At 66.0% G+C, this 23,141-nt stretch carries 19 protein-coding genes and 2 tRNA genes; 18 read left to right on the top strand and 3 right to left on the bottom strand.

What is annotated here, in order from left to right:
- Positions 1-56: 56 nt before the first annotated feature.
- The gene (carB, locus tag FHR96_RS16815) at positions 57-3,287 is read left to right on the top strand and encodes a carbamoyl-phosphate synthase large subunit (RefSeq protein ID WP_183388884.1); all 3,231 of its coding nucleotides are present in this window, start codon (positions 57-59) and stop codon (positions 3,285-3,287) included.
- On the top strand, positions 3,284-3,760 hold the full coding sequence (gene greA, locus FHR96_RS16810; protein ID WP_183388883.1) for a transcription elongation factor GreA: 477 nt from the start codon (positions 3,284-3,286) through the stop codon (positions 3,758-3,760). The genes carB and greA overlap by 4 nt, the downstream gene beginning before the upstream one ends.
- Before the next feature lie 135 nt (positions 3,761-3,895).
- Here greA and yhbY read toward each other — a convergent pair whose 3' ends face one another.
- The gene (yhbY, locus tag FHR96_RS16805) at positions 3,896-4,222 is read right to left on the bottom strand and encodes a ribosome assembly RNA-binding protein YhbY (protein WP_183388882.1); all 327 of its coding nucleotides are present in this window, start codon (positions 4,220-4,222) and stop codon (positions 3,896-3,898) included.
- 176 nt (positions 4,223-4,398) lie between these two features.
- Between yhbY and rlmE the strand changes: the two genes are divergently transcribed.
- From rlmE to FHR96_RS16725, 16 genes are all read left to right on the top strand, one after another.
- Positions 4,399-5,064 (top strand): 23S rRNA (uridine(2552)-2'-O)-methyltransferase RlmE, encoded by a 666-nt coding sequence (rlmE, locus tag FHR96_RS16800; RefSeq protein ID WP_183388881.1) that lies wholly within the window; start codon positions 4,399-4,401, stop codon positions 5,062-5,064.
- Positions 5,065-5,277: 213 nt separating this feature from the next.
- Positions 5,278-7,245 carry an ATP-dependent zinc metalloprotease FtsH gene (gene ftsH, locus FHR96_RS16795; RefSeq protein WP_183388880.1) on the top strand — a complete coding sequence of 656 codons (1,968 nt, stop codon included), beginning with the start codon at positions 5,278-5,280 and terminating at the stop codon, positions 7,243-7,245.
- A 102-nt stretch (positions 7,246-7,347) separates the two neighbouring features.
- Positions 7,348-8,211 (top strand): dihydropteroate synthase, encoded by an 864-nt coding sequence (gene folP / locus FHR96_RS16790; protein ID WP_183388879.1) that lies wholly within the window; start codon positions 7,348-7,350, stop codon positions 8,209-8,211.
- On the top strand, positions 8,204-9,553 hold the full coding sequence (glmM, locus tag FHR96_RS16785; RefSeq protein ID WP_183388878.1) for a phosphoglucosamine mutase: 1,350 nt from the start codon (positions 8,204-8,206) through the stop codon (positions 9,551-9,553). Before folP ends, glmM begins: the two co-directional genes overlap by 8 nt.
- A 232-nt stretch (positions 9,554-9,785) precedes the next feature.
- Complete coding sequence (gene tpiA / locus FHR96_RS16780) at positions 9,786-10,535, top strand: triose-phosphate isomerase (RefSeq protein WP_183388877.1); 750 nt, start codon at positions 9,786-9,788, stop codon at positions 10,533-10,535.
- A 4-nt stretch (positions 10,536-10,539) separates the two neighbouring features.
- On the top strand, positions 10,540-10,908 hold the full coding sequence (gene secG, locus FHR96_RS16775; protein ID WP_183388876.1) for a preprotein translocase subunit SecG: 369 nt from the start codon (positions 10,540-10,542) through the stop codon (positions 10,906-10,908).
- A 24-nt stretch (positions 10,909-10,932) separates the two neighbouring features.
- A tRNA-Leu gene (locus tag FHR96_RS16770) sits at positions 10,933-11,019 on the top strand.
- Between the two features lie 124 nt (positions 11,020-11,143).
- Positions 11,144-11,220 (top strand) — tRNA-Met (locus tag FHR96_RS16765).
- 221 nt (positions 11,221-11,441) lie between these two features.
- The gene (gene rimP, locus FHR96_RS16760) at positions 11,442-11,903 is read left to right on the top strand and encodes a ribosome maturation factor RimP (protein ID WP_183388875.1); all 462 of its coding nucleotides are present in this window, start codon (positions 11,442-11,444) and stop codon (positions 11,901-11,903) included.
- 40 nt (positions 11,904-11,943) lie between these two features.
- Positions 11,944-13,437, top strand: coding sequence for a transcription termination factor NusA (gene nusA / locus FHR96_RS16755; protein ID WP_183388874.1), 1,494 nt, complete (start codon positions 11,944-11,946; stop codon positions 13,435-13,437).
- A gap of 27 nt (positions 13,438-13,464) precedes the next feature.
- On the top strand, positions 13,465-15,975 hold the full coding sequence (infB, locus tag FHR96_RS16750; protein ID WP_183388873.1) for a translation initiation factor IF-2: 2,511 nt from the start codon (positions 13,465-13,467) through the stop codon (positions 15,973-15,975).
- Positions 15,976-15,991: 16 nt separating this feature from the next.
- Positions 15,992-16,411 (top strand): 30S ribosome-binding factor RbfA, encoded by a 420-nt coding sequence (gene rbfA, locus FHR96_RS16745; protein WP_183388872.1) that lies wholly within the window; start codon positions 15,992-15,994, stop codon positions 16,409-16,411.
- Positions 16,411-17,337 carry a tRNA pseudouridine(55) synthase TruB gene (gene truB / locus FHR96_RS16740; RefSeq protein WP_183388871.1) on the top strand — a complete coding sequence of 309 codons (927 nt, stop codon included), beginning with the start codon at positions 16,411-16,413 and terminating at the stop codon, positions 17,335-17,337. The genes rbfA and truB overlap by 1 nt, the downstream gene beginning before the upstream one ends.
- A gap of 91 nt (positions 17,338-17,428) precedes the next feature.
- Complete coding sequence (rpsO, locus tag FHR96_RS16735; RefSeq protein WP_183388870.1) at positions 17,429-17,698, top strand: 30S ribosomal protein S15; 270 nt, start codon at positions 17,429-17,431, stop codon at positions 17,696-17,698.
- 167 nt (positions 17,699-17,865) lie between these two features.
- Positions 17,866-19,998 carry a polyribonucleotide nucleotidyltransferase gene (gene pnp, locus FHR96_RS16730; RefSeq protein ID WP_183388869.1) on the top strand — a complete coding sequence of 711 codons (2,133 nt, stop codon included), beginning with the start codon at positions 17,866-17,868 and terminating at the stop codon, positions 19,996-19,998.
- A gap of 92 nt (positions 19,999-20,090) precedes the next feature.
- Entirely contained in the window at positions 20,091-21,299 is a 1,209-nt protein-coding gene (locus FHR96_RS16725; protein WP_379685101.1) for an MFS transporter, read from the top strand.
- A gap of 112 nt (positions 21,300-21,411) precedes the next feature.
- Here the strand turns inward: FHR96_RS16725 and FHR96_RS16720 are convergent, their stop codons facing one another.
- A complete protein-coding gene (locus tag FHR96_RS16720) occupies positions 21,412-22,587 on the bottom strand; it encodes an acetyl-CoA C-acetyltransferase (RefSeq protein ID WP_183388868.1) in 1,176 nt (391 codons plus the stop codon).
- A gap of 147 nt (positions 22,588-22,734) precedes the next feature.
- A complete protein-coding gene (panD, locus tag FHR96_RS16715; RefSeq protein WP_183388867.1) occupies positions 22,735-23,115 on the bottom strand; it encodes an aspartate 1-decarboxylase in 381 nt (126 codons plus the stop codon).
- Positions 23,116-23,141: the final 26 nt, after the last annotated feature.

The following is a 23,141-nucleotide window of genomic DNA, read 5'->3' as shown; positions in this document are numbered from 1 at the left end:
TTGATCCTCAGTCACCATCGAGTCCGTCTTTACACCGATTAGCCGCGGGAACCGTCATGCCAAAACGTACCGACATCCAGAGCATCCTGATCATCGGCGCCGGCCCGATCGTCATCGGCCAGGCCTGTGAGTTCGACTATTCCGGCGCCCAGGCCTGCAAGGCCCTGCGCGAAGAGGGTTACCGGGTCATCCTGGTCAACTCCAACCCGGCCACCATCATGACCGACCCGGTGATGGCCGATGCCACCTATATCGAGCCGATCACCTGGCAGGCGGTGGAGAAGATCATCGAGGCCGAGAAGCCCGATGCCGTGCTGCCGACCATGGGCGGCCAGACCGCGCTCAACTGCGCGCTCGACCTGGACAAGCACGGCGTGCTCGAGAAGCACGGCGTGGAGATGATCGGCGCCAACGCCGACGCCATCAACATGGCCGAGGACCGTGATCTCTTCGACCAGGCCATGAAGCGCATCGGCCTGGAGTGCCCCAAGGCCAAGGTCGCCCACACCATGGGCGAGGCCTGGGAGATCCAGGGCGAGCTCGGCTTCCCGGTGATCATCCGGCCCTCCTACACCATGGGCGGCTCCGGCGGCGGCGTGGCCTACAACAAGGAGGAGTTCGAGGAGATCTGCACCCGCGGCTTCGAGCTCTCCAACAACCACGAGCTGCTGATCGACGAGTCGCTGCTGGGGTGGAAGGAATACGAGATGGAGGTCGTTCGTGACAAGAACGACAACTGCATCATCGTCTGCGCGATCGAGAACTTCGACCCCATGGGCGTGCACACCGGTGACTCCATCACCGTGGCACCGGCCCAGACGCTGACCGACAAGGAATACCAGATCATGCGCGACGCCTCCCTGGCGGTGCTGCGCGAGATCGGCGTCGAGACCGGTGGTTCCAACGTCCAGTTCGGCGTCGACCCGCAGACAGGGCGCGTGGTGGTCATCGAGATGAACCCGCGGGTGTCGCGCTCCTCGGCGCTGGCCTCCAAGGCCACCGGCTTCCCGATCGCCAAGATCGCCGCCAAGCTGGCCGTCGGCTATACCCTGGACGAGTTGCAGAACGACATCACCGGTGGCCGCACACCGGCGTCCTTCGAGCCGTCCATCGACTACGTGGTCACCAAGATTCCGCGCTTCACCTTCGAGAAATTCCCCCAGGCCAACGACCGCCTGACCACCCAGATGAAGTCGGTGGGCGAGGTGATGGCGATCGGCAGGACCTTCCAGGAGTCGCTGCAGAAGGCGCTGCGCGGCATGGAGACCGGCAACGACGGCCTCGACCCCAAGGTCACCCGCTTCACCGATGAGGCGATGGCCCACATCAAGGGCGAGCTGCAGGCCGCCGGCGCCGACCGCATCTTCTATGTCGCCGACGCCATGCGCGCTGGAATGAGTCGCGAAGAGGTCTTCGCGCTGACCAACATCGACCCTTGGTTCCTGGTCCAGCTCGAGGACCTGGTGGCGACCGAGGCCGAGATCGCCAAGCGCTCGCTCTCCGAGCTCGACGCCCGCGAGCTGCTGCGACTGAAGCGCAAGGGCTTCTCCGATGCTCGCCTGGCCCGGCTGCTCGGCGTGGCCGAGAAGGAATTCCGCAAGACTCGGCAGAAGGCCGGTATCCGCCCGGTCTACAAGCGGGTCGACACCTGCGCGGCCGAATTCGCCTCCGATACCGCCTACATGTACTCCACCTACGAGGAGGAGTGCGAGGCCGAGGTGAGCGACAAGCAGAAGATCATGGTGCTCGGTGGCGGGCCGAACCGCATCGGCCAGGGCATCGAGTTCGACTATTGCTGCGTCCACGCCGCGCTGGCCATGCGCGACGACGGCTATGAGACCATCATGGTCAACTGCAACCCGGAGACCGTCTCCACCGACTACGACACCTCCGACCGCCTCTACTTCGAGCCGGTGACGCTGGAGGACGTGCTGGAGATCGCCGACAAGGAGCGTCCGGCCGGCGTCATCGTGCAGTTCGGCGGCCAGACGCCGCTCAAGCTGGCCCGCGAGCTGGAGGCCGCCGGCGTGCCGATCATCGGCACCACTCCGGACGCCATCGACCGCGCCGAAGACCGCGAGCGCTTCCAGCAGATGATCGACAAGCTGGGGCTCAAGCAGCCGCCCAACGCCACCGCGCGCAGCTTCGACGAGGCCTTCGCCAAGGCCGAGACCATCGGCTACCCGCTGGTGGTGCGCCCGAGCTACGTGCTCGGTGGCCGGGCCATGGAGATCGTCTACGACGCTTCCGAGCTGGAGAACTACATGACCCACGCGGTCAAGGTCTCCAACGACTCGCCGGTGTTGCTGGACCACTTCCTCAACGCCGCCGTCGAGGTGGACATCGACGCCGTCTCCGACGGCAAGCAGGTGGTGATCGGCGGCATCATGCAGCATATCGAACAGGCCGGCGTGCACTCGGGCGACTCCGCCTGTGCGCTGCCGCCGTACTCGCTGCCCGCCGACGTGCAGGACGAGATGCGCGACCAGGTCAAGCGCATGGCGGTGGAGCTTGGCGTCAAAGGCCTGATGAACGTGCAGCTTGCCTGGCAGGACGGCGAGATCTACGTCATCGAGGTCAACCCGCGCGCCTCGCGCACCGTGCCTTTCGTCTCCAAGTGCATCGGCACCTCGCTGGCCCAGGTGGCGGCGCGCTGCATGGCCGGCATCAGCCTGGCCGACCAGGGCTTCGTGGCCGAGATCGTGCCGCGGACCTACAGCGTCAAGGAGGCGGTCTTCCCGTTCAACAAGTTCCCGGGCGTCGATCCGATCCTGTCGCCGGAGATGAAGTCCACCGGCGAGGTGATGGGCTCCGGCGAGACCTTCGCCGAGGCCTTCTACAAGGCGCAGTTGGGCGCCGGCGAGGCGATTCCGGCATTGACCGGCGAGCGCAAGGCCTTCCTCTCGGTGCGCGAGCCGGACAAGGAGGGTGTTATCGAGGTGGCCCGTTCTCTGTTAACATTGGGCTTCACCCTTTGCGCGACCCGTGGCACGGCATCGGCCCTTCAAGCGGCCGATCTGCCCGTGGAGATCGTCAACAAGGTTTATGAGGGTCGTCCGCACATCGTCGATCTGCTCAAGAACGACGAGGTCGCCTACATCGTCAATACCACCGAGGGCCGTCAGGCCATCAATGATTCCTCGGTGATCCGCCGCACCGCACTCGCCCGCAAGGTTCCCTATGCCACCACCCTGGCAGGGGCCAAGGCCGTTTGTCTGGCGCTCGAGTACGGCAATGCCATTACCGTGCGGCGGTTACAGGAACAGCATGCAGGAGTCAGTCAATGAACAAGGTTCCGATGACCGTCGTCGGTGAGCAGCGTCTTCGCGACGAGCTCGATCACCTCAAGAGCGAGGCCCGCCCGAACGTGATCGCGGCCATCGCCGAGGCTCGCGAGCACGGCGACCTCAAGGAGAACGCCGAGTACCATGCGGCCCGCGAACAGCAGGGCTTCATCGAGGGGCGGATCCAGGAGATCGAAGGCAAGCTCTCCAACGCGCAGGTCATCGACGTCACCAAGCTGCCCAAGACTGGCAAGGTGATCTTCGGTGTGACCGTGGGGCTGCTCAACCTGGAGACCGACGATGAGGTGACTTACCGCATCGTCGGTGAGGACGAGGCCGACATCAAGGCCGGCCAGATCTCCGTCACCTCTCCCATCGCCCGTGCCCTGATCGGCAAGGAAGAGGGCGACGTGGCGCTGGTGCGCACCCCCGGCGGTGAGGTCGAGTACGAGATCTCGAGCGTCGAGCACCTGTAAATCAAGCTTGAAGCCTTAAGCTGGAAGCTTGAAGAAAAACACCCCCGCAGCGCCGCTGCGGGGGTGTTTCCATTTCTGAAGCCGTTGATTCTGCTGTTCTTCCAGCTTCCAGCTTCCAGCTTCCAGCTTCCAGCTTTAGCGCCGCCCGTGGTGCTCCTCGAAGCGCTTGATGTTGGAGAGCTTCGGGTTGACCTTGGGGTTGTGGCGGTAGAAGAGTGCGACCTTGCCGATCTTCTGCACCAGCTCGGCGTCGCTCTCGGCGACCAGGGCCTCGAGCATGGCGGCGCGATCCTCTCGTTCGGGCAGGGCCAGCTTGATCTTGACCAGCTCATGATCTCTCAGGGCCCGCTCGAGTTCGGCGAGCACGCCCTCTGAGAGGCCGTTCTCGGAGACCGTCACCACGGGGTCGAGATGGTGGCCGATGCTGCGAAATGCTTTCTTTTGTGCCTGTGACAAGCTCATGGTATCGTGCTTCTTCCCGGTTGGCGCGCAGCGTTCCATGGTACGGCGAATTGCCGCGCGGCGAAAGCACGGCCGCCACATGGCCTCCCCCGGCCGGGTCGCAGGTCAGCACCCCGTCCCCCGATGTCCGGAATCCGCTCGACCGCCTGTCATCCAGACCATTCACAGGTGATGCCGTGGCCTCTTCCCATGATTCCCGCAACAAGGGCGGCGCCAAGCGGCGCAGCGCCAGCAAGAGCAGTGCCGGCTGGCTGAAGGAACACTTCGACGATCGCTACGTCCAGCAGAGCTGGCAGGATGGCTACCGCTCGCGGGCCAGCTACAAGCTGCTGGCCCTGGACGACAAGGACCGCCTGCTGCGCCCGGGCATGACGGTGATCGACCTGGGCGCCGCCCCGGGCGGCTGGAGCCAGATCGCCGCCGAGAAGGTCGGCGACCGGGGCGTGGTCATCGCATCCGACATCCTCGAGATGGACGCCCTGGCCGGCGTCGACTTCGTGCAGGGCGATTTCACCGAAGACCACGTGCTCGACGAGATCCTCGCCCGCCTGGGGAATCGCCCTGTAGACCTTGTGATGTCGGACATGGCCCCCAATATGAGTGGTATGGCCGCCATCGACCAGCCCCAGGCCATGTACCTGGTGGAGCTGGCGCTGGATCTGGCGCGCCAGACCCTGTCGCCCGGCGGAACCTTCCTGGCCAAGGTGTTTCAGGGTGAAGGCTTCGATGCCTACCTCAAGGAGCTGCGCGGCAGCTTCCAGCGGGTGGTGACCCGCAAGCCGGAAGCCTCCCGGGCGCGCTCCCGCGAGGTCTACCTGCTGGCGGAAGGATTCCGCGGCTGAGTCGGCCTATGGATGCCGGTTCGGCCCTCCAGGGCGCCGCGGCGCCCTGATAGTGTCAGCCTAACGATGCAATGGCCAGACACGGTGGCGTGTCTGTGTCACAGTGTGGGCAGGTGCGGGCATCTCGCCCGCTGGCCGAACATGTACTGCTAGGGTAGTGTCGAAGGGCCAGGCCTGTTCGGCCGACAGATTCTTGCAATTGAGGGTAGTCCCTTGAACGACATGGCGAAGAACCTGATTCTGTGGTTGGTCATCGCGGCGGTGCTGCTGACGGTGTTCAACAATTTCAGCGTCGAGAACACACCGCAGACGATGAACTATTCGCAGTTCGTCCAGCAGGTGCAGAACGAGCAGGTCAAGAGCGTGACCATCGATGGCTACACCATCAATGGCGAACGCACCGACGGCTCCCAGTTCCAGACCATCCGGCCGGCGGCGGACGATCCCAAGCTGATGGATGATCTGCTGGCCCACGACGTCACGGTGGTGGGCAAGGAGCCCGAGCAGCAGAGCCTGTGGACGCGGCTGCTGATCGCCAGCTTCCCGATCCTGCTGATTCTTGCCATCTTCATGTTCTTCATGCGCCAGATGCAGGGCGGTGGTAGCGGCAAGGGCGGGCCGATGAGTTTCGGCAAGTCCAAGGCCAAGCTGCTTTCCCAGGACCAGATCAAGACCACCTTTGCCGACGTGGCCGGATGCGACGAGGCCAAGGAGGAGGTCGAGGAGCTGGTTGACTTCCTGCGCGATCCGACCAAGTTCCAGCGTCTCGGCGGCACCATTCCGCGCGGCGTGCTGATGGTGGGCCCGCCCGGGACCGGCAAGACGCTGCTCGCCAAGTCGATCGCCGGCGAGGCCAAGGTGCCGTTCTTCTCGATTTCCGGCTCCGACTTCGTCGAGATGTTCGTCGGTGTTGGCGCATCAAGGGTGCGCGACATGTTCGAGCAGGCCAAGAAGCAGGCGCCGTGCATCATCTTCATCGACGAGATCGATGCCGTGGGCCGCTCTCGCGGTGCCGGCATGGGTGGTGGCAACGATGAGCGGGAACAGACGCTGAACCAGCTGCTGGTGGAAATGGATGGCTTCGAGGCCAACGAAGGCATCATCGTCATCGCCGCCACCAACCGTCCCGACGTGCTCGATCCGGCGCTGCTGCGTCCGGGTCGCTTCGATCGCCAGGTCACCGTGCCGCTGCCCGACATCCGCGGCCGCGAGCATATCCTCAACGTGCACCTGCGCAAGGTGCCGCTGGCCGATGACGTCAAGCCGTCCTACATCGCTCGCGGCACTCCGGGCTTCTCCGGCGCCGACCTGGCCAACCTGGTCAACGAGGCGGCACTGTTTGCCGCACGCGGCAACAAGCGCCTGGTGGGCATGGACGAGCTGGAGATGGCCAAGGACAAGATCATGATGGGCGCCGAGCGCCGTTCCATGGTCATGACCGAGAAGGACAAGCTCAATACCGCCTATCACGAGTCGGGCCACGCGATCATCGGCCTGGTGATGCCCGAGCACGATCCGGTCTACAAGGTCACCATCATCCCGCGCGGCCGGGCGCTGGGCGTGACCATGTTCCTTCCCGAGGAAGACCGCTACAGCCTGTCGCGCCAGCAGATCATCAGTCAGATCTGCTCGCTGTTCGGCGGCCGCATCGCCGAGGAGATGACCCTGGGGCCGAACGGCGTGACGACCGGCGCCTCCAACGACATCAAGCGTGCCACCGAGCTGGCCCACAACATGGTCGCCAAGTGGGGCCTGTCGGAGGAGATGGGGCCGATCATGTACGACGAGGACGAGTCCCACCAGTTCCTCGGCGGGCCCGGCCAGAGCGGCGGCAAGCTCAAGTCCGGCGAGACGGTCACCAAGCTCGACAAGGAAGTGCGCCGCGTCATCGACGAATGCTACGCCCAGGCCAAGCAGATCCTCGAGGACAACCGCGACAAGCTGGATGCCATGGCCGAAGCGCTGGTGCAGTACGAGACCATCGACGCCGACCAGCTCAAGGACATCATGGCAGGCCGCACGCCGCGTCCGCCCAAGGACTGGGACGAGGGTGGTCCCGGCAGCGGCGCGCCGGTCTCCGAGGCGCCCGAGCAGCCGGCCTCGAGTGCCGATGACGGCGATGACGAGGAGTCGCCGAGCCGACGTCCTTCCGATCCTCTCGGCGGGCCAGCCGGCAGCTGACGCCATGCGGCATCGATGATCACCGGGCGCCCCGCGGGGCGCCCTTGCCGTGGCGGGGGCGTCTCCGGCCCCCGTCGATCCCAGAACGCTTCCAGGACGACGATGCATAACAGCGCCCCGACTTCCCTCCAGTGCGGCCGGCACCGGCTCGATCTCTCCTTTCCCCGCGTCATGGGGATCCTCAACGTCACTCCCGACTCCTTCTCCGACGGTGGCCGCCACGTGGCCCTCGACGACGCCTTGCAGCGTGCCGAGCAGATGCTGGCCGAGGGAGCGGCGATCATCGACGTCGGCGGTGAGTCCACGCGCCCCGGGGCCGACCCCGTCTCGGCGCAGCAGGAGATCGATCGCGTGGTGCCGGTGGTCGAGGCCCTGGTACGCGAGCTCGACGCCTTGGTGTCGGTGGATACCAGTACGCCCGAGGTGATGCGCGAGTCGGCGCTGGCCGGCGCCGGGATGCTCAACGACGTGCGCAACCTGCGCCGTGAAGGAGCCCTGCGTGCGGCAGCCACCAGCGGGCTGCCGGTGTGTGTGATGCACATGCTCGGCGAGCCGGGCGACATGCAGGAGGCGCCTCACTACGACGTGCCCGTGGAGGAGGCGGTGGCCGAGTTTCTCGAGCAGCGTCTGGCGGCCTGCGAGGCTGCCGGGCTGCGTCGCGAGCGGCTGATCCTCGACCCCGGTTTCGGCTTTGCCAAGACCGTCGAGCATAACCTGCGTCTGCTCAATCGCATGGAGCGTCTGCAGCGGCTCGGCTTGCCGCTGCTGGTGGGCATGTCGCGCAAGAGCATGATCGGCAAGGTGCTGGAGCGGCCGGTCGAGGAGCGCCTGTCCGGCGGACTGGCGCTGTCGGCGCTGGCCGTCGAGCGCGGTGCACGGATACTGCGTGTCCATGATGTGGGGCCCCACGTGGACGCGGTGAACATGACCTGGGCCGTGCTTGAGGAAGGATGCGAGAATGACTAAGCGTTACTTCGGAACCGACGGTATTCGCGGCACCGTGGGTGAGGCGCCCATCACCCCCGACTTCATGCTCAAGCTGGGCTGGGCCACCGGTCGGGTGTTGGTCCGCGAGAACGGTCGGGCCCGAGTGTTGATCGGCAAGGACACCCGCATTTCCGGCTACATGTTCGAGTCGGCCCTGGAGGCCGGCCTGTCCGCGGCCGGCGTCGATGTCATCCTGCTCGGTCCCATGCCCACCCCGGGGATCGCCTACCTGACGCGGACCTTTCGCGCCGATGCGGGCATCGTCATCTCGGCCTCCCACAATCCGTTCGCCGACAACGGCATCAAGTTCTTCTCCGCCGCCGGGGCCAAGCTCGACGATGCCGTCGAGGAGCGCATCGAGGCGATGCTCGACGAGCCGCTGACCACCGTGGCACCGGATGCTCTGGGCAAGGCGCGCCGGGTGGACGATGCGGCCGGCCGCTACATCGAGTTCTGCAAGTCGACCATTCCTGACCGGGTCGATCTGCATGGCCTGAAGATGGTGATCGACTGCGCCCATGGCGCCACCTACCACATTGCGCCCAACGTGTTTCGCGAACTGGGCGCCCGGGTGGACGTCATCGGCGCCGAGCCCGACGGGCTCAACATCAATCATGAGGTCGGTTCCACCCACCCCGCGGCACTGCGGGCGGCGGTGATCCAGCGAGGCGCCGACCTGGGCGTGGCCTTCGACGGCGACGGCGACCGGGTGCTGATGGTGGATGCCGACGGTCGCGAGATCGACGGCGACGACATCCTCTACCTGATCGCACGCGACCGCCACGGGCGAGGCGACCTGGGCGGTGGCGTGGTCGGCACCCTGATGAGCAACTTCGGCCTGGCCGCGGCGCTCGAGACGCTGGGCATCCCCTTCGAACGGGCCAAGGTCGGCGATCGCTATGTCATGGAGCGCCTGGCGGCCAATGGCTGGCAGCTGGGCGGTGAATCCTCCGGGCATATCGTCTGTGGCCATGTGCAGACGACCGGCGACGGTATCGTCTCGGCCCTGCAGGTGCTGTCGATCATGGTTCGCGAGGGTCGGGCGCTGGGGCAGTTGCTCGATGGCCTGGAGAAGGCGCCGCAGTCGCTGGTCAACGTGCGGCTGACGCCGAACGCCGATGCCCGGGCGCTGATGGACGAGCCCGCGCTCAAGTCGGCGGTGGCGGCGGTCGAGGCAGAGCTCGGCGATCAGGGGCGGGTGCTGCTGCGTCCTTCCGGCACCGAGCCGCTGATTCGGGTGATGGTCGAGGGGCGCCCGCACCTCGACGTGGACGGCCTGGCCCGTCGCCTGGCCGGTGACGTCGAGGGGCTGCTGTCCTGACCGAAAGGGTCGGTGTGATCCGACCCGGTCTCGGGGGCGTCCGGATGTCGAGACATGTGGATCGATCTCACGAGGTGAATGGCCCGCCATTCAGCGAGCAGGATCGAACGATCCCGGCCGCAAGCCATGTGTCACCCTGGATCGGCGTTGAGATCGACAGGCTCACGGCCCTGGTTGTGTTGACAGGGCCGCTCCTATACCATTTCGCTCCACCTTGAAAGAGGGAAGTTGCATGCCTACGCCGCTGATCGCCGGCAATTGGAAGATGAACGGATCCCGGGCACTGGTCGAAGCGTTCGGCCGGGCCTTCCATGATGCCGACCTGCCGGAAGGCGTGGCAGTGGCATTGATGGTGCCCTTTCCCTATCTGGAGGCCGCAGAGCGCGCCTTCGATGGCTCGTGCCTGACGCTGGGCGCCCAGACTCTGAGCGATCAGCCCGCGGGGGCCTTCACCGGCGAGGTCAGCGGCGAGATGCTGCGCGAATGCGGTGCGCGGATGGTGCTGGTGGGCCATTCCGAGCGTCGCACCCTGTTCGGTGAGGACGATGCCGCCGTGCTGGCTCGAGTGCGGGCTGCCCTGGCCGTTGAGCTCACCCCGGTGCTGTGCGTGGGCGAGACCCTTGAAGAGCGTGACGCCGCACGCACCGAAGCCGTGGTGCTGGGCCAGCTCGAGGCGGTGTTCGACGCCCTGCAGCCTGCCGAGCGTGCCCGCCTGGTGGTCGCCTACGAGCCGGTGTGGGCCATCGGCACCGGCCGCACCGCGACGCCCGAGCAGGCCCAGGTCGTGCACGCTGCCATCAGGGAGCGCCTGGTCCGCTACGACGCCGAGCTCGCCGCCGCCATGCAGGTGCTCTACGGCGGCAGCATGAAGGCCGCCAATGCCGCCGAACTGCTCGCCCAGCCCGATATCGACGGTGGCCTGATCGGTGGGGCTTCCCTGAAAGTCGACGATTTCCTAGCCATTTGCCAGTCAGCAGGTTGATTCCATGCAAGTTGCCATTCTCATGATCCATGTGGCGATCGCCATCGCCCTGGTCGCCCTGATCCTGCTGCAGCAGGGCAAGGGTGCCGATGCCGGCGCCTCGTTCGGCGGCGGTGCCTCCCAGACCGTGTTCGGTTCACGCGGCAGCGGTAGCTTCCTGTCGCGGGCCACTGCCGTGCTGGCGGCAGCCTTCTTCGCCACCTCCCTGACCCTGGCGTATTTCGCCTCTCGGGCCGGTGAGGCGCCCGAAGAAACCGGCATTCCCGATGCCGAGTTGATCGAACAGCAGCAGAATGCCGTGCCGGCCCTTGACGAAGAGGGGCAGGGTATGGATAATACTGCGCCAGTGCTGGAGGAGAGCGGCAGCAACTGAGCCGCGAATCCGGCCTCCCCTGATGCCGAAGTGGTGGAATTGGTAGACACGCTATCTTGAGGGGGTAGTGGCCTTACGGCCGTGCGGGTTCAAGTCCCGCCTTCGGCACCATCTTGAAGCCGGTCCGGCGAATGTCGTTCGTCGCGCATCGGGCCTTCATAGCAGGATTGGCGATACGGTGTGATGTGGCTTGACGCAATCGCCGAGTCGACATAGAATCACCGACCTAGATTGATGCGGGGTGGAGCAGTCTGGTAGCTCGTCGGGCTCATAACCCGAAGGTCATCGGTTCAAATCCGGTCCCCGCTACCATCTTCCTGGCAGGCATGCAGGTACGCATAGGGGCATGCCAGACCTTAGAAGTGGTATACAGGTTTCTTGTAAAAGCCCCTTCCTGTGAAGGGGCTTTTTGTTAGCGGCCAGCCCGCCGGCCGTGGTCGGCGGGCTGATCCGGGCAACGCCAATCAGCCACCTGACTTTCCTGTTCACTCCCGGCCAGGTGCCTGATGCAACGGCTGTAGGAGCTTTCTTCCGTGGCAACCAAGGATGCTGCGCTGCACGCGCTGATCGAACCGGTGGTTTCGGCCATGGGCTTCGAACTGTGGGGCATCGACTACCTGTCCCAGGGCAAGCACTCGCGTCTGGTGATCTTCATCGATCATCCGGATGGTGTGAGCGTCGATGACTGTGCCGACGTCAGCCGTCAGGTCAGCGCGGTGTTCGACGTCGAGGATCCCATCCACGGCGAGTACCGACTCGAAGTTTCCTCCCCCGGGATGGATCGCCCCCTGTATACCCTCGAGCAGTTCGCGCGTTATGCCGGCCATCAGGTGGCCGTGAAGCTGCGTGTGCCCTTCGACGGGCGGCGCAAGTTCCAGGGGCTGCTGGCCGGGGTCGAGAACGACGAGGTGCTGGTGCGGCTCGACGGCGAGGAATATTGCTTTCCCATCGAGAGCATCGATCAGGCGCGGGTCGTGCCGCAGTTCGAAGACTGAGGTCGATGCACAAGGACGGGTTTTCTGGCGAGGCTAAGGCATGAGTAAAGAGATTCTGGCGGTCGTCGATGCGATCTCCAACGAAAAGGGGGTCCCCCGCGAGGTGATCTTCGAAGCCGTCGAGGCGGCGCTGGCCAGCGCGTCACGCAAGCGCTTCGAGGACGAGGAAGCCAGCGTGCGGGTGCATATCGATCGCCGCACCGGTGACTACGACACCTTCCGTCGCTGGGAGGTCGTCGAGGACGACGACTTCGACGGGCCCGATGCCCAGATCAAGTTGTCCTTCGCCGAGCGCCGCGATCCGCCGCTGGGCCTGGGTGACGTCGTCGAGGAGCAGATCGAGAATGCCGCCTTCGGGCGCATCGCAGCGCAGACTGCCAAGCAGGTCATCGTGCAGAAAGTGCGCGAGGCCGAGCGTGCCGAAGTGGTGCGTCTCTACGCCGACCGCGAAGGCGAGCTGGTCGCGGGCATCGTCAAGAAGACGACACGCGATGGCCTGATCATCGACCTTGGCGACAACGCCGAGGCCTTCCTGCCGCGCAGCGAGATGATTCCCGGCGAGCGCTACCGCATGAACGAGCGGGTTCGGGCGCTGCTGGTCAAGGTCGACCCGGAGGCTCGCGGCGCACAGCTCATCCTGTCGCGAACCTGCCCGGAGCTGATCATCGAGCTGTTCAGCATCGAGGTGCCGGAAATCGCCGAGCAGCTTATCGAGATCAAGGGCGCAGCCCGCGATCCGGGCTCGCGGGCCAAGATCGCGGTCAAGACCAACGACCGTCGTATCGATCCGGTCGGCGCCTGCGTGGGCATGCGCGGTTCGCGGGTCCAGGCGGTGTCCACCGAGCTGCAGAACGAGCGGGTGGATATCGTGCTGTGGGACGACAACCCCGCCCAGCTGGTGATCAACGCCATGGCACCGGCGGATGTCGCTTCCATTCTCGTCGACGAGGACGCCCACGCCATGGACGTGGCGGTCGCCGAGGACAATCTGGCCCAGGCCATCGGCCGTAGCGGCCAGAACGTGCGCCTGGCCTCCGAACTCACCGGCTGGCGTCTCAACGTCATGACCGAGGACGAGGCCGAGGCCAAGCGCGACCAGGAAATCGACAGCCTGGTCGAGCATTTCATTCAGCACCTGGACATCGACGACGATGTGGCGCGCCTGCTGGTCGAGGAAGGCTTCACCTCCCTGGAGGAAGTCGCCTATGTCCCGGCCGAAGAAATGCTGGAGATCGAAGAATTCGACGAGGATCTCGTCGAGGAGCTGCGCGCTCGCGCCAAGGACGAGTTGTTGAACCTGGCCATTGCTTCCGAAGAGGAACTCGATGGGGCCCAGCCGGCCGACGACCTGCTCGAGATGGAGGGCATGGAACGTCACCTGGCCTTCATTCTGGCCAGCCGGGGCATCAAGACCATGGAGGACCTCGCCGAACAGTCCGTCGACGATTTGACGGATATCGAGGAACTGGACGAGGAGCGCGCCGCGGCACTGATCATGACTGCCCGTGCGCCATGGTTCGAGAGCGAACAGTAAACGGGTCACGGGCTGAGGAGGGTCGTAATGTCAGAAATGACCGTTAAGGATTTTGCAGTGAAGGTGGGGCGCGATGTCCCCCGCCTGCTGGAACAGATGAAAGAAGCCGGGCTTGAGCACAAGGCCGAGGGCGACGCCGTGTCCGAGGAGGACAAGCGCCAGCTGCTGGATTACCTGACCAAGAGCCACGGCGGCAGTGCCGAGCAGGCCGCGCCCAGGAACCGCATCACCCTGACGCGCAAGACGCGCAGCCGCATCAAGACCGGTGACCGCGGCAAGAGCATCGAGGTGCAGGTGCGCAAGAAGCGTACCTACGTCAAGCGCGAGGAAGAGAAGCCCGCCGAAGAGCCGAAGGTCGAGGATCACGGTCCACGCCAGCTGGTCGGTGACATGGCCGAGGCCCAGGCCAAGCGCGAGGCGCAGGAGGCCGAGGAGGCCAAGCAGCGCGCCGCCGAACAGGCTGCCCGCGAGGCCGACGAGAAGGCCAAGGCGGAAGCCGAGGCCGCGGTGCCGGCCGAGCCGGAGATCCCGGTGCCCGACCTCGAGGCCACGCCGTCTCCGGCGGACGCGCCGGCCCCGCCCAAGGAGGGTCGTCCCGACCGTCGCAGCGCGCCTGCCAAGAAGAGTGGCAAGAAAGGGCGTCATGACCGTGACGAAGATCGTGGCGATCGCGAAGAGCGCCGTCGCGGCGGCAAGAAGGCCAAGCGCGCCGAGCGTCGCGGCGGTCGCCGCGGTGGCAGCCAGGGCGGCGGCAAGCACGGTTTCCAGAAGCCGACCCAGCCGATCGTCCGCGAGGTTTCGATCCCCGAGTCGATCAGCGTCGCCGATCTGGCCGACAAGATGTCGATCAAGGCGAACGAGGTCATCAAGACCATGTTCACCATGGGCGCGGCGGTAACCATCAACCAGACCATCGATCAGGACACCGCGGCCATCGTGGTCGAGGAGATGGGCCACAAGCCCAAGCTGGTCAAGGACGATGCGCTGGAGACCGAGGTTCTCGAGAACATCTCCTACGAAGGTGAGGAGATCACCCGCTCGCCGGTAGTGACGGTGATGGGTCACGTCGACCACGGCAAGACCTCGCTGCTCGATTACATCCGTCGTGCCAAGGTCGCCACCGGCGAGGCCGGCGGCATCACCCAGCACATCGGTGCCTATCACGTCGAGGACGACCACGGCGGCGTGACCTTCCTGGATACCCCGGGCCACGCGGCGTTCACCGCCATGCGTGCCCGCGGTGCCAAGGCCACCGACGTGGTGGTGCTGGTGGTGGCCGCCGACGACGGCGTCATGCCCCAGACCATCGAGGCCATCGAGCACTCCAAGGCCGCCGGCGTGCCGCTGGTGGTGGCGGTCAACAAGATCGACAAGCAGGGCGCCGATCCGGACCGGGTCAAGAACGAGCTGTCCCAGCACGGCGTGATCTCCGAGGAGTGGGGTGGCGATACCCAGTTCGTGCACGTCTCCGCCAAGTCCGGCGAAGGCATCGAGGGCCTGCTCGAGTCGATCCAGCTGGTCTCCGAAGTGCTCGAGCTCAAGGCCGTCCCGGAAGCGCCCGGCAAGGGCGTGGTGGTCGAGTCGCGTCTGGACAAGGGCCGTGGCCCGGTGGCCACCGTGCTGGTCCAGAACGGTACCCTGAAGAAGGGCGATATCGTGCTCGCCGGCCTGCATTACGGCCGCGTGCGCGCCCTGACCAACGAGCTCGGCAAGCAGGTCGACGAGGCGGGTCCCGCCATGCCGGTGGAGATCCAGGGCCTGGACGGCACCCCCGAGGCGGGTGACGACTTCATGGTCCTCGACGACGAGAAGAAGGCGCGTGAAGTGGCCAACTTCCGTCAGGGCAAGTACCGCGAAGTGCGCCTGGCTCGCCAGCAGAAGGCCAAGCTGGAGAACATGTTCTCCCAGATGGGCCAGGAAGAGGTCGCCAAGGTCAACATCGTGCTCAAGGCCGACGTCCAGGGTTCCCTGGAGGCCATCAAGGGCGCGCTGGAAGAGCTGTCCACCGATGAGGTGCAGGTCGCCGTGGTGTCCTCCGGCGTGGGCGGTATCACCGGTACCGACGCCAACCTGGCACTGGCCAGTGACGCCATCGTGGTCGGCTTCAACGTGCGTGCCGACGCCGCCGCTCGCGAGATCATCGAGCGCGAAGGCCTCGACCTGCGCTACTACAGCGTCATCTACCAGCTGATCGACGAGGTCAAGCAGGCGATGAGCGGTATGCTGGCGCCGGAGTGGAAGGAGGAGATCGTCGGCGTGGCCGAGGTTCGCGACGTCTTCCGCGCACCGAAGATCGGCGCCGTGGCCGGCTGCATGGTGGTCGAAGGCACCGTCTATCGCCACAAGAAGATCCGCGTGCTGCGCGAGAACGTGGTGATCTACGAGGGCGAGCTCGAGTCCCTGCGCCGCTACAAGGACGACGTCAACGAGGTTCGCAGCGGTATCGAATGCGGTATCGGCGTGAAGAACTACAACGACGTCCAGGTCGGCGACAAGATCGAGGTCTTCGATCAGGTCAAGGTCGAGCGGACGCTCTGACCGCGAGGAGTCGATCATGCGCGAGTTCAAGCGTACCGACCGGGTAGCCGACCAGCTCCAGAAGGAGCTGGCGGTACTCATCCAGCGCGAGATCAAGGATCCGCGCCTGGGCATGGTCACCGTCAGCGGGGTCACGGTCAGCCGTGATCTCGGCTATGCCGACGTCTACGTGACGCTGCTCGGCGAGCAGGATGCCGAGCGCATCAAGGAGAATCTGGCGGTGCTCAAGCGTGCCGCCGGTTTCCTGCGCAGCCAGATCGCCCGTCGCATCAAGCTGCGCCATGTGCCCGAGCTGCGTTTCCACTACGACGAGAGCGTGGTGCGCGGCCAGCACCTCTCCTCGCTGATCGACGAGGCGGTGGCGAGCGATCGCGACCGTCACGACGATGAGGTCGAAGGTGACGACGGCGAGCGCGGCGAGGGAGAGCGCGACTGATGGCGCGTCGGCGTCGCGGATTGCCGGTCAACGGCGTGCTGCTGCTGGACAAGCCCCAGGGTGCGTCCAGCAATCATGCGCTGCAGCGGGCCCGGCGCCTGTTCCAGGCACAGAAGGCCGGCCACACCGGCACCCTCGACCCGATGGCCACCGGCCTGTTGCCGGTGTGCTTCGGCGAGGCCACCAAGTTCTCGGCCTTCCTGCTCGATGCCGACAAGACGTATCGCACCCGGGTCGAGCTCGGGACGATCACCGACTCCGGCGACGCCGAGGGCGAGGTGGTCGAGCGCCGCGAGGTGCCACGCCTCGTGGAGGCCGACCTGCGCGGGGTTCTCGAGCGCTTCACCGGCGAGATCGACCAGGTGCCGCCGATGTACTCGGCGCTCAAGCACCAGGGGCGCAAGCTCTACGAACTGGCTCGCGAGGGCAAGACCGTGGAGCGTGCAGTGCGCCGCGTGACGGTGTATGATGCGCGCCTTCTTGCGTTCGAGGGCCACGCCTTCGAACTGGAGGTGCGGGTGAGCAAGGGCACCTACATCCGCACGCTGGCCGAGGACATCGGCGAGGCGCTCGGCTGTGGCGCCCACATCAGCGCCCTGCGGCGGCTGGCCACCGGCCCCTTCGGCGCCGACGGCATGCTGAGGCCGGAGGCTCTGGAGACGTTGCCGGACCAGGCGGCCCGCGAAGGCGTGCTGCTGCCGGTGGACGTGCTGGTGGCCGACCTGCCCAGGCTGGCTCTGGACGAGCAGGCGGCGAGTCGCCTGCTGCACGGCCAGGGTGCCAGGTGTGACACCGGCGAGTTGCCGGTCGACGGCCTGGCCAGACTCTATCGCGACGAGACCTTCCTGGGGCTCGGCGTGGTGAGAGCGGCGGGGGAGATCGCCCCGCGCCGCCTGCTGAGCACCGCCGAGGCGGACTCGGCATGATCCGACCCTTCGGGGCCGGCGTGGAGACTGCAAATATGCGTGGTCTCCGACATTCACATCATTCAGGCATATTGCTGAACTGGAGAGACAGATGGCACTGACCGCTGAGCAGAAGGCCGAGATCGTCAACGAATACGGCCGTGGCGAGAACGACACCGGTTCCCCCGAGGTGCAGGTGGCCCTGCTGACCGCCAACATCGACGGCCTGCAGGATCACTTCAAGACCAACAAGCAGGATCACCACTCCCGTCGTGGCCTGATCCGCATGGTCAACCAGCGCCGCAAGCTGCTGGACTACCTGAAGCGCAAGGACTTCGAGCGCTATCAGTCACTGATCCAGCGCCTCGGCCTCCGTCGCTAAGCGACGGCGTCCAGGACGACGTGAAACGGGCAGCCCTCCGGGGCTGCCCGTTTTGCGTTTATGGTCGGTGCACTGTTTGACCGGTGGCCCTCGCGAGCGTCAACCCCTAAAATGGTCGCCGAGTCGAAACGACCCGAACATGAATCGAAAAGTTGAAGGAAGTCGCCGTGAACCCGGTCAAGAAAACGTTTGAGTACGGTCGCAGTACCGTCACCCTGGAAACCGGGCGCATCGCCCGCCAGGCCTCCGGTGCCGTGATGGTCACCATGGACGACACCGTGGTGCTGTGCACCGTGGTGGCGAAGAAGGACGTCAATCCCGCCCAGCCGTTCTTCCCGCTGTCCGTCCACTACCAGGAGAAGACCTACGCGGTCGGCAAGATTCCCGGCGGCTTCTTCAAGCGCGAGGGGCGTCCCACCGAGAAGGAAACCCTCACCTCGCGGCTGATCGATCGCCCGATCCGCCCGCTGTTCCCGAAGGGCTTCATGAACGAGGTCCAGGTCATCTGCACGGTGCTCTCCACCGACCGTAACCAGGACCCGGACATCGCCGCCATGATCGGTACCTCCGCTGCGCTGGCCGTCTCCGGGGTGCCCTTCAACGGCCCGATCGGCGCCGCTCGCGTTGGCTTCACCGAGGACAAGGGCTACTTCCTCAACCCCACCGTCGAGGAGCTCACCACGTCCGAGCTCAACATGGTCGTCGCCGGCACCGAGAAGGCCGTGCTGATGGTCGAGTCCGAGGCCAACGAGCTGCTCGAGGACGAGATGCTGGGCGCCGTGCTCTATGGCCACCAGGAGATGCAGGTCGCCGTCTCCGCCATCAACGAGCTGGCCGCCGAGGCCGGCAAGCCGCGTTGGGACTGGCAGCCGGCCGCCGAGAACACCGCTCTCAAGGACGCCGTGGCACTGGGCTTCGAAGCCAAGGTCGGCGAGGCCTATCGCATCACCGACAAGATGGCCCGCCAGGACGCCCTGTCCGCGCTGAAGGACGAGGCCGTAGCGCAGCTGGCCGGTGAGGAAGAGGGCCAGTTCGCTGCCGACGAGGTCAAGGGGGCCTTCGCCGGCCTCGAGAAGCGCGTGGTGCGCTCCCGGGTCATCAAGGGCGAGCCGCGCATCGACGGCCGCGATCACAAGACCGTGCGTCCGCTCGACATCGAGGTCGGCAGCCTGCCCAAGACCCACGGCTCGGCGATCTTTACCCGCGGCGAGACCCAGGCCGTGGTCGTGGCCACCCTCGGCACCCTGCGCGACGCTCAGCTGATCGAGTCGCTGGAAGGCGAGCGCAAGGACCGCTTCCTGCTGCACTACAACTTCCCTCCCTACAGCGTGGGCGAGGCCGGCTTCATGGGCGGCCCGAAGCGTCGCGAGATCGGCCACGGCCGTCTGGCGCGCCGCGGCGTCCAGGCCATGCTGCCCGCCGAGGATGAGTTCCCCTACACCATCCGCGTGGTTTCCGAGATCACCGAGTCCAACGGCTCCAGCTCCATGGCTTCCGTGTGCGGCTCCTCGCTGGCGCTGATGGATGCCGGCGTGCCCATGAAGGCCCCGGTGGCCGGCATCGCCATGGGCCTGGTCAAGGACGATGACGGCTTCGCCGTGCTGACCGATATCCTCGGCGATGAGGATCACCTCGGCGACATGGACTTCAAGGTGGCCGGCTCGGCCTCCGGCGTTACCGCCCTGCAGATGGACATCAAGATCGAGGGCATCAACGAGGAGATCATGGAGCAGGCGCTGCAGCAGGCCAACGAGGCCCGCCTGAGCATCCTCGAGCAGATGAACGCGGTGATCGCCCAGAGCCGTGCAGAGGTCTCCGAGAACGCGCCCTCCATGGCCACGATCAAGATCGATCCGGAGAAGATCCGCGACGTCATCGGCAAGGGCGGCGCCACCATCCGCAAGATCTGCGAGGACACCGGTGCCTCCATCGACCTGGACGACGACGGCACCGTGCGCATCTACGCCGAGGATAAGTCGGCGGCCAAGGCGGCTATCGACACCGTGCTGGCGATCACCGCCGAGCCGGAGATCGGCAAGCTGTATCGCGGCAAGGTGGTGCGGATCGCCGACTTCGGCGCCTTCGTCAACATCATGCCGGGCACCGATGGCCTGGTGCACATCTCCCAGATCGTGCCCGAGCGCGTCAACGACGTGCGCGACTTCCTCAACGAGGGAGACGAGCCGGTGGTCAAGGTGCTCGATATCGACAATCGCAACCGGGTGAAGCTGACCATCAAGGAAATCACGCCGGAAGAGAAGAGTGCTTTCGAGGCCGAGGAAGCCGCGACCGAGCTCTGATCGCACGATAAAAGAGCCGAACGCCCCCGTGGCTCACGCCGCGGGGGCGTTCTCGTTCCGGGGCCGGCCCCGCCATCGATCAAGGACGACCCATGACGCGCCACGATTCCGACCCATCATCATCCGCCGCCAAGGCCATGACCCAGCGCCGCGACTGGCTGGGCGTGGGCGCGGTGATGATCGGCATCTTCCTGCTGGTCACCGCCGAGCAACTGCCCATCGGGCTGCTCTCCCAGGTAGCCGATTCGCTTGCCGTCACACCGGGTATCGCGGGGCTGTTGATCACCGTGCCCGGCGTGGTGGCGGCGTTCGCCGCACCGCTGCTGCCGGTAGCGGTGGGCCGTTTGGATCGTCGTTGGCTGCTCACCGGGCTGATGGCGTTGATGACCCTGGCCAGCCTGCTTGGCGCGGTGGCCGAGGGGTTCGCCATGCTGTTGGCCACCCGGGTGCTGGTGGGCGTGTGCATCGGCGGCTTCTGGGCCATCGCCGGTGGGCTGGCCGGGCGTCTGGTGGCACTGCCACAGGTGCCTCGCGCCATGGCGCTGATCTTCAGTGGTGTGGCAGGGGCGTCGGTGCTGGGCGTGCCGGCAGGCACCTGGCTCGGCGAGCATACCGACTGGCGTATCGCCTTCGGCTCGCTGTCGGGACTGAGCCTGGTGGTGACGATCGCGCTGTGGCAGCTGCTGCCATCGCTGCCGGCGCAGCAGCCGGTGCGGCTTTCCAGCCTGGCCGGCCAGTTCGCCAGCCGTGGGGTGCGGGTCGGGGTGGCCGTCACCGCACTGATCGTGATGGGGCACTTCGCTGCCTACACCTTCGTCAGTCCGATCCTGCAGCATATTGCCGGCATTCCCCTGACCAGCGTCAGCACCCTGCTGCTTTGCTACGGCGGGGCGGGGCTGGCGGGCAACTTTCTCGCCGGCAGCGCCGCCGGGCGGCGGCCCTATGCCACCGTACTGGTGATTCCGCTGCTGCTCGCCGTGGCGACCCTGGCGTTCCCCTGGCTGGGGCAAGAGCCGGCCACCGCGATCGGGCTGCTGATGCTGTGGGGGGCCGTGTTCGGCAGCATCTCGGTGAGCCTGCAGACCTGGATCCTCAAGAGTGCCCTGAATACCGAGGCGGCCACCGCGCTGATGGCCTTCGTCTTCAACCTGTCGATCGGCATCGGTGCCATGGCCGGCGGCCGGGTGGTGGATGCCATCGGCTTGACCGGCGTGCTGCTCGGCGCCGGGGCGCTGTTTACCCTGGCCGCGGCGCTGGTGGCGTGCACGCCCTCCCGGGTGGTTGGGCCACCCCAGGGCTGAGGCCGAGGGAGGCCAGGCTGAACGAAAAAGCCCCCGCTCATCTGAGCGGGGGCTTTTCATTCAGCGGTTGGCACCCTTCATGCGAAGTCGCCGAGCGCCGGTACTTCCACTCTTAGCGTTCGATGGCGAGTGCCACACCTTGCCCGCCGCCGATGCACAGCGTGGCCAGGCCTTTCTTGGCATCGCGGGCGATCATCTCGTGCACCAGGGTCACCAGGATACGGCAGCCGGAGGCGCCGATCGGATGGCCCAGCGCAATGGCGCCGCCGTTGACGTTGATCTTCGAGGCGTCCCAGCCGAGCTCCTTGTTGACCGACAGCGCCTGGGCGGCGAAGGCCTCGTTGGCTTCGATCAGGTCCAGGTCGTCGAGGCTCCAGCCGGCCTTCTCCAGGCAGCGACGGGTAGCCGGTGCCGGGCCGATGCCCATGATCGCCGGATCGACGCCGGCGTTGGAGTAGGCCTTGATGCGGGCCAGCGGCTCGAGGCCAAGGGCCTTGGCCTTCTCGGCGGAGCACAGCATCACCACGGCGGCGCCGTCGTTGATCGATGAGGCGTTGCCGGCGGTGACGGTGCCGTCCTTCTTGAACGCCGGGCGCATGCCGCCGAGCTTGTCGGCGGTGACTTCGCGGGGGTTCTCGTCGGTGTCGAAGACCACCGGGTCACCCTTGCGCTGGGGAATCTCCACCGGAACGATCTGGCCCTTGAACTTGCCCTCGCGGATGGCGGCGGCGGCCTTCTGCTGGGAAGCGGCGGCGAACTCGTCCATCGCCTCGCGAGTGATGCTGTACTTCTCGGCCAGATTCTCGGCGGTGATGCCCATGTGGAAGTTGTTGAAGGCGTCCCACAGGCCGTCGTGAACCATGGAGTCGATGGCCTTCCAGTCGCCCATGCGCTGGCCGTTGCGCGAGTTGGGCAGCACGTGCGGGGACAGCGACATGTTTTCCTGGCCGCCGGCCAGGATCACCTCGGCGTCGCCGAGCATGATCGCCTGGGCGCCCAGGTGCAGCGCCTTGAGGCCGGAGCCGCAGACCTTGTTGATGGTCATGGCGGGCACCGCGTCTGGCAGTCCGCCCTTGATGGCGGCCTGGCGAGCGGGGTTCTGGCCGACCCCGGCGGTCAGCACTTGACCGAGCAGTACCTCGTCGACCTGATCGGCGGCGACGCCGGTGCTGGCCAGGATGTCCTTGATGACATGGGCGCCCAGGTCGCTGGCGGGAATGCCTGCCAGGGAGCCGCCGAAGGCACCCACGGCGGTACGACGGGCGGCAACGATCACCACTTCTTGCATGAGGCTTACTCCTGAAGTTCGCGGACGAGCGTCCGCTCAGCATAGGGGACTTTTGTGCGCTGCGGCAATCCCCGCTGAGGTAAAAGAAATGGAACTTCAGTATAGGCGAGTGAGCGGGAGGCAGCCGGAGCGATACCCTGGCGCGGATCAGGCGAGCTGGACGGGAATGGCGTTGCTGGTGTGGCTGACGACGTTGCCTTCCTGCAGGTAGACCAGGGAGGGCTCGTGGGCGTCGAGCTCGGCTTCCGTGTACTGGGCATAGCTGCAGATGATCACCCTTTGGCCTTCGCTGGCCAGGTGGGCGGCGGCGCCGTTGACCGAGATCACCTTCGACCCTTCCTCGGCGCGGATCGCGTAGGTCGTGAAGCGCTGGCCGTTCTCGACGTTGTAGATCTGGATCTGCTCGTTGTCGCGGATGCCGGACATGTCCAGCAGTTCGCCATCGATGGCGCAGGAACCCTCGTAGTTCAGGACGGCGTGGGTGACGCGGGCCATGTGCAGCTTGGCCTTGAGCATGGTGGTCAGCATGGACGGGCAACTCCTGTGGTGGCGGT

The organism is Halomonas organivorans, assembly GCF_014192055.1.
Taxonomy (GTDB): Bacteria; Pseudomonadota; Gammaproteobacteria; order Pseudomonadales; family Halomonadaceae; genus Halomonas; species Halomonas organivorans.
This window is presented reverse-complemented; position numbering and strand designations above follow the sequence as displayed.

What these genes read in the sequence shown, in the direction of transcription:
- carB (WP_183388884.1), top strand. Translation starts at nt 57, where the DNA reads ATGCCAAAACGTACCGACATCCAGAGCATCCTGATCATCGGCGCCGGC.
- greA (WP_183388883.1), top strand. Translation starts at nt 3,284, where the DNA reads ATGAACAAGGTTCCGATGACCGTCGTCGGTGAGCAGCGTCTTCGCGAC.
- yhbY (WP_183388882.1), bottom strand. Translation starts at nt 4,222, where the DNA reads ATGAGCTTGTCACAGGCACAAAAGAAAGCATTTCGCAGCATCGGCCAC.
- folP (WP_183388879.1), top strand. Translation starts at nt 7,348, where the DNA reads ATGCATAACAGCGCCCCGACTTCCCTCCAGTGCGGCCGGCACCGGCTC.
- glmM (WP_183388878.1), top strand. Translation starts at nt 8,204, where the DNA reads ATGACTAAGCGTTACTTCGGAACCGACGGTATTCGCGGCACCGTGGGT.
- tpiA (WP_183388877.1), top strand. Translation starts at nt 9,786, where the DNA reads ATGCCTACGCCGCTGATCGCCGGCAATTGGAAGATGAACGGATCCCGG.
- secG (WP_183388876.1), top strand. Translation starts at nt 10,540, where the DNA reads ATGCAAGTTGCCATTCTCATGATCCATGTGGCGATCGCCATCGCCCTG.
- nusA (WP_183388874.1), top strand. Translation starts at nt 11,944, where the DNA reads ATGAGTAAAGAGATTCTGGCGGTCGTCGATGCGATCTCCAACGAAAAG.
- infB (WP_183388873.1), top strand. Translation starts at nt 13,465, where the DNA reads ATGTCAGAAATGACCGTTAAGGATTTTGCAGTGAAGGTGGGGCGCGAT.
- rbfA (WP_183388872.1), top strand. Translation starts at nt 15,992, where the DNA reads ATGCGCGAGTTCAAGCGTACCGACCGGGTAGCCGACCAGCTCCAGAAG.
- truB (WP_183388871.1), top strand. Translation starts at nt 16,411, where the DNA reads ATGGCGCGTCGGCGTCGCGGATTGCCGGTCAACGGCGTGCTGCTGCTG.
- rpsO (WP_183388870.1), top strand. Translation starts at nt 17,429, where the DNA reads ATGGCACTGACCGCTGAGCAGAAGGCCGAGATCGTCAACGAATACGGC.
- FHR96_RS16725 (WP_379685101.1), top strand. Translation starts at nt 20,091, where the DNA reads ATGACGCGCCACGATTCCGACCCATCATCATCCGCCGCCAAGGCCATG.
- FHR96_RS16720 (WP_183388868.1), bottom strand. Translation starts at nt 22,587, where the DNA reads ATGCAAGAAGTGGTGATCGTTGCCGCCCGTCGTACCGCCGTGGGTGCC.
- panD (WP_183388867.1), bottom strand. Translation starts at nt 23,115, where the DNA reads ATGCTGACCACCATGCTCAAGGCCAAGCTGCACATGGCCCGCGTCACC.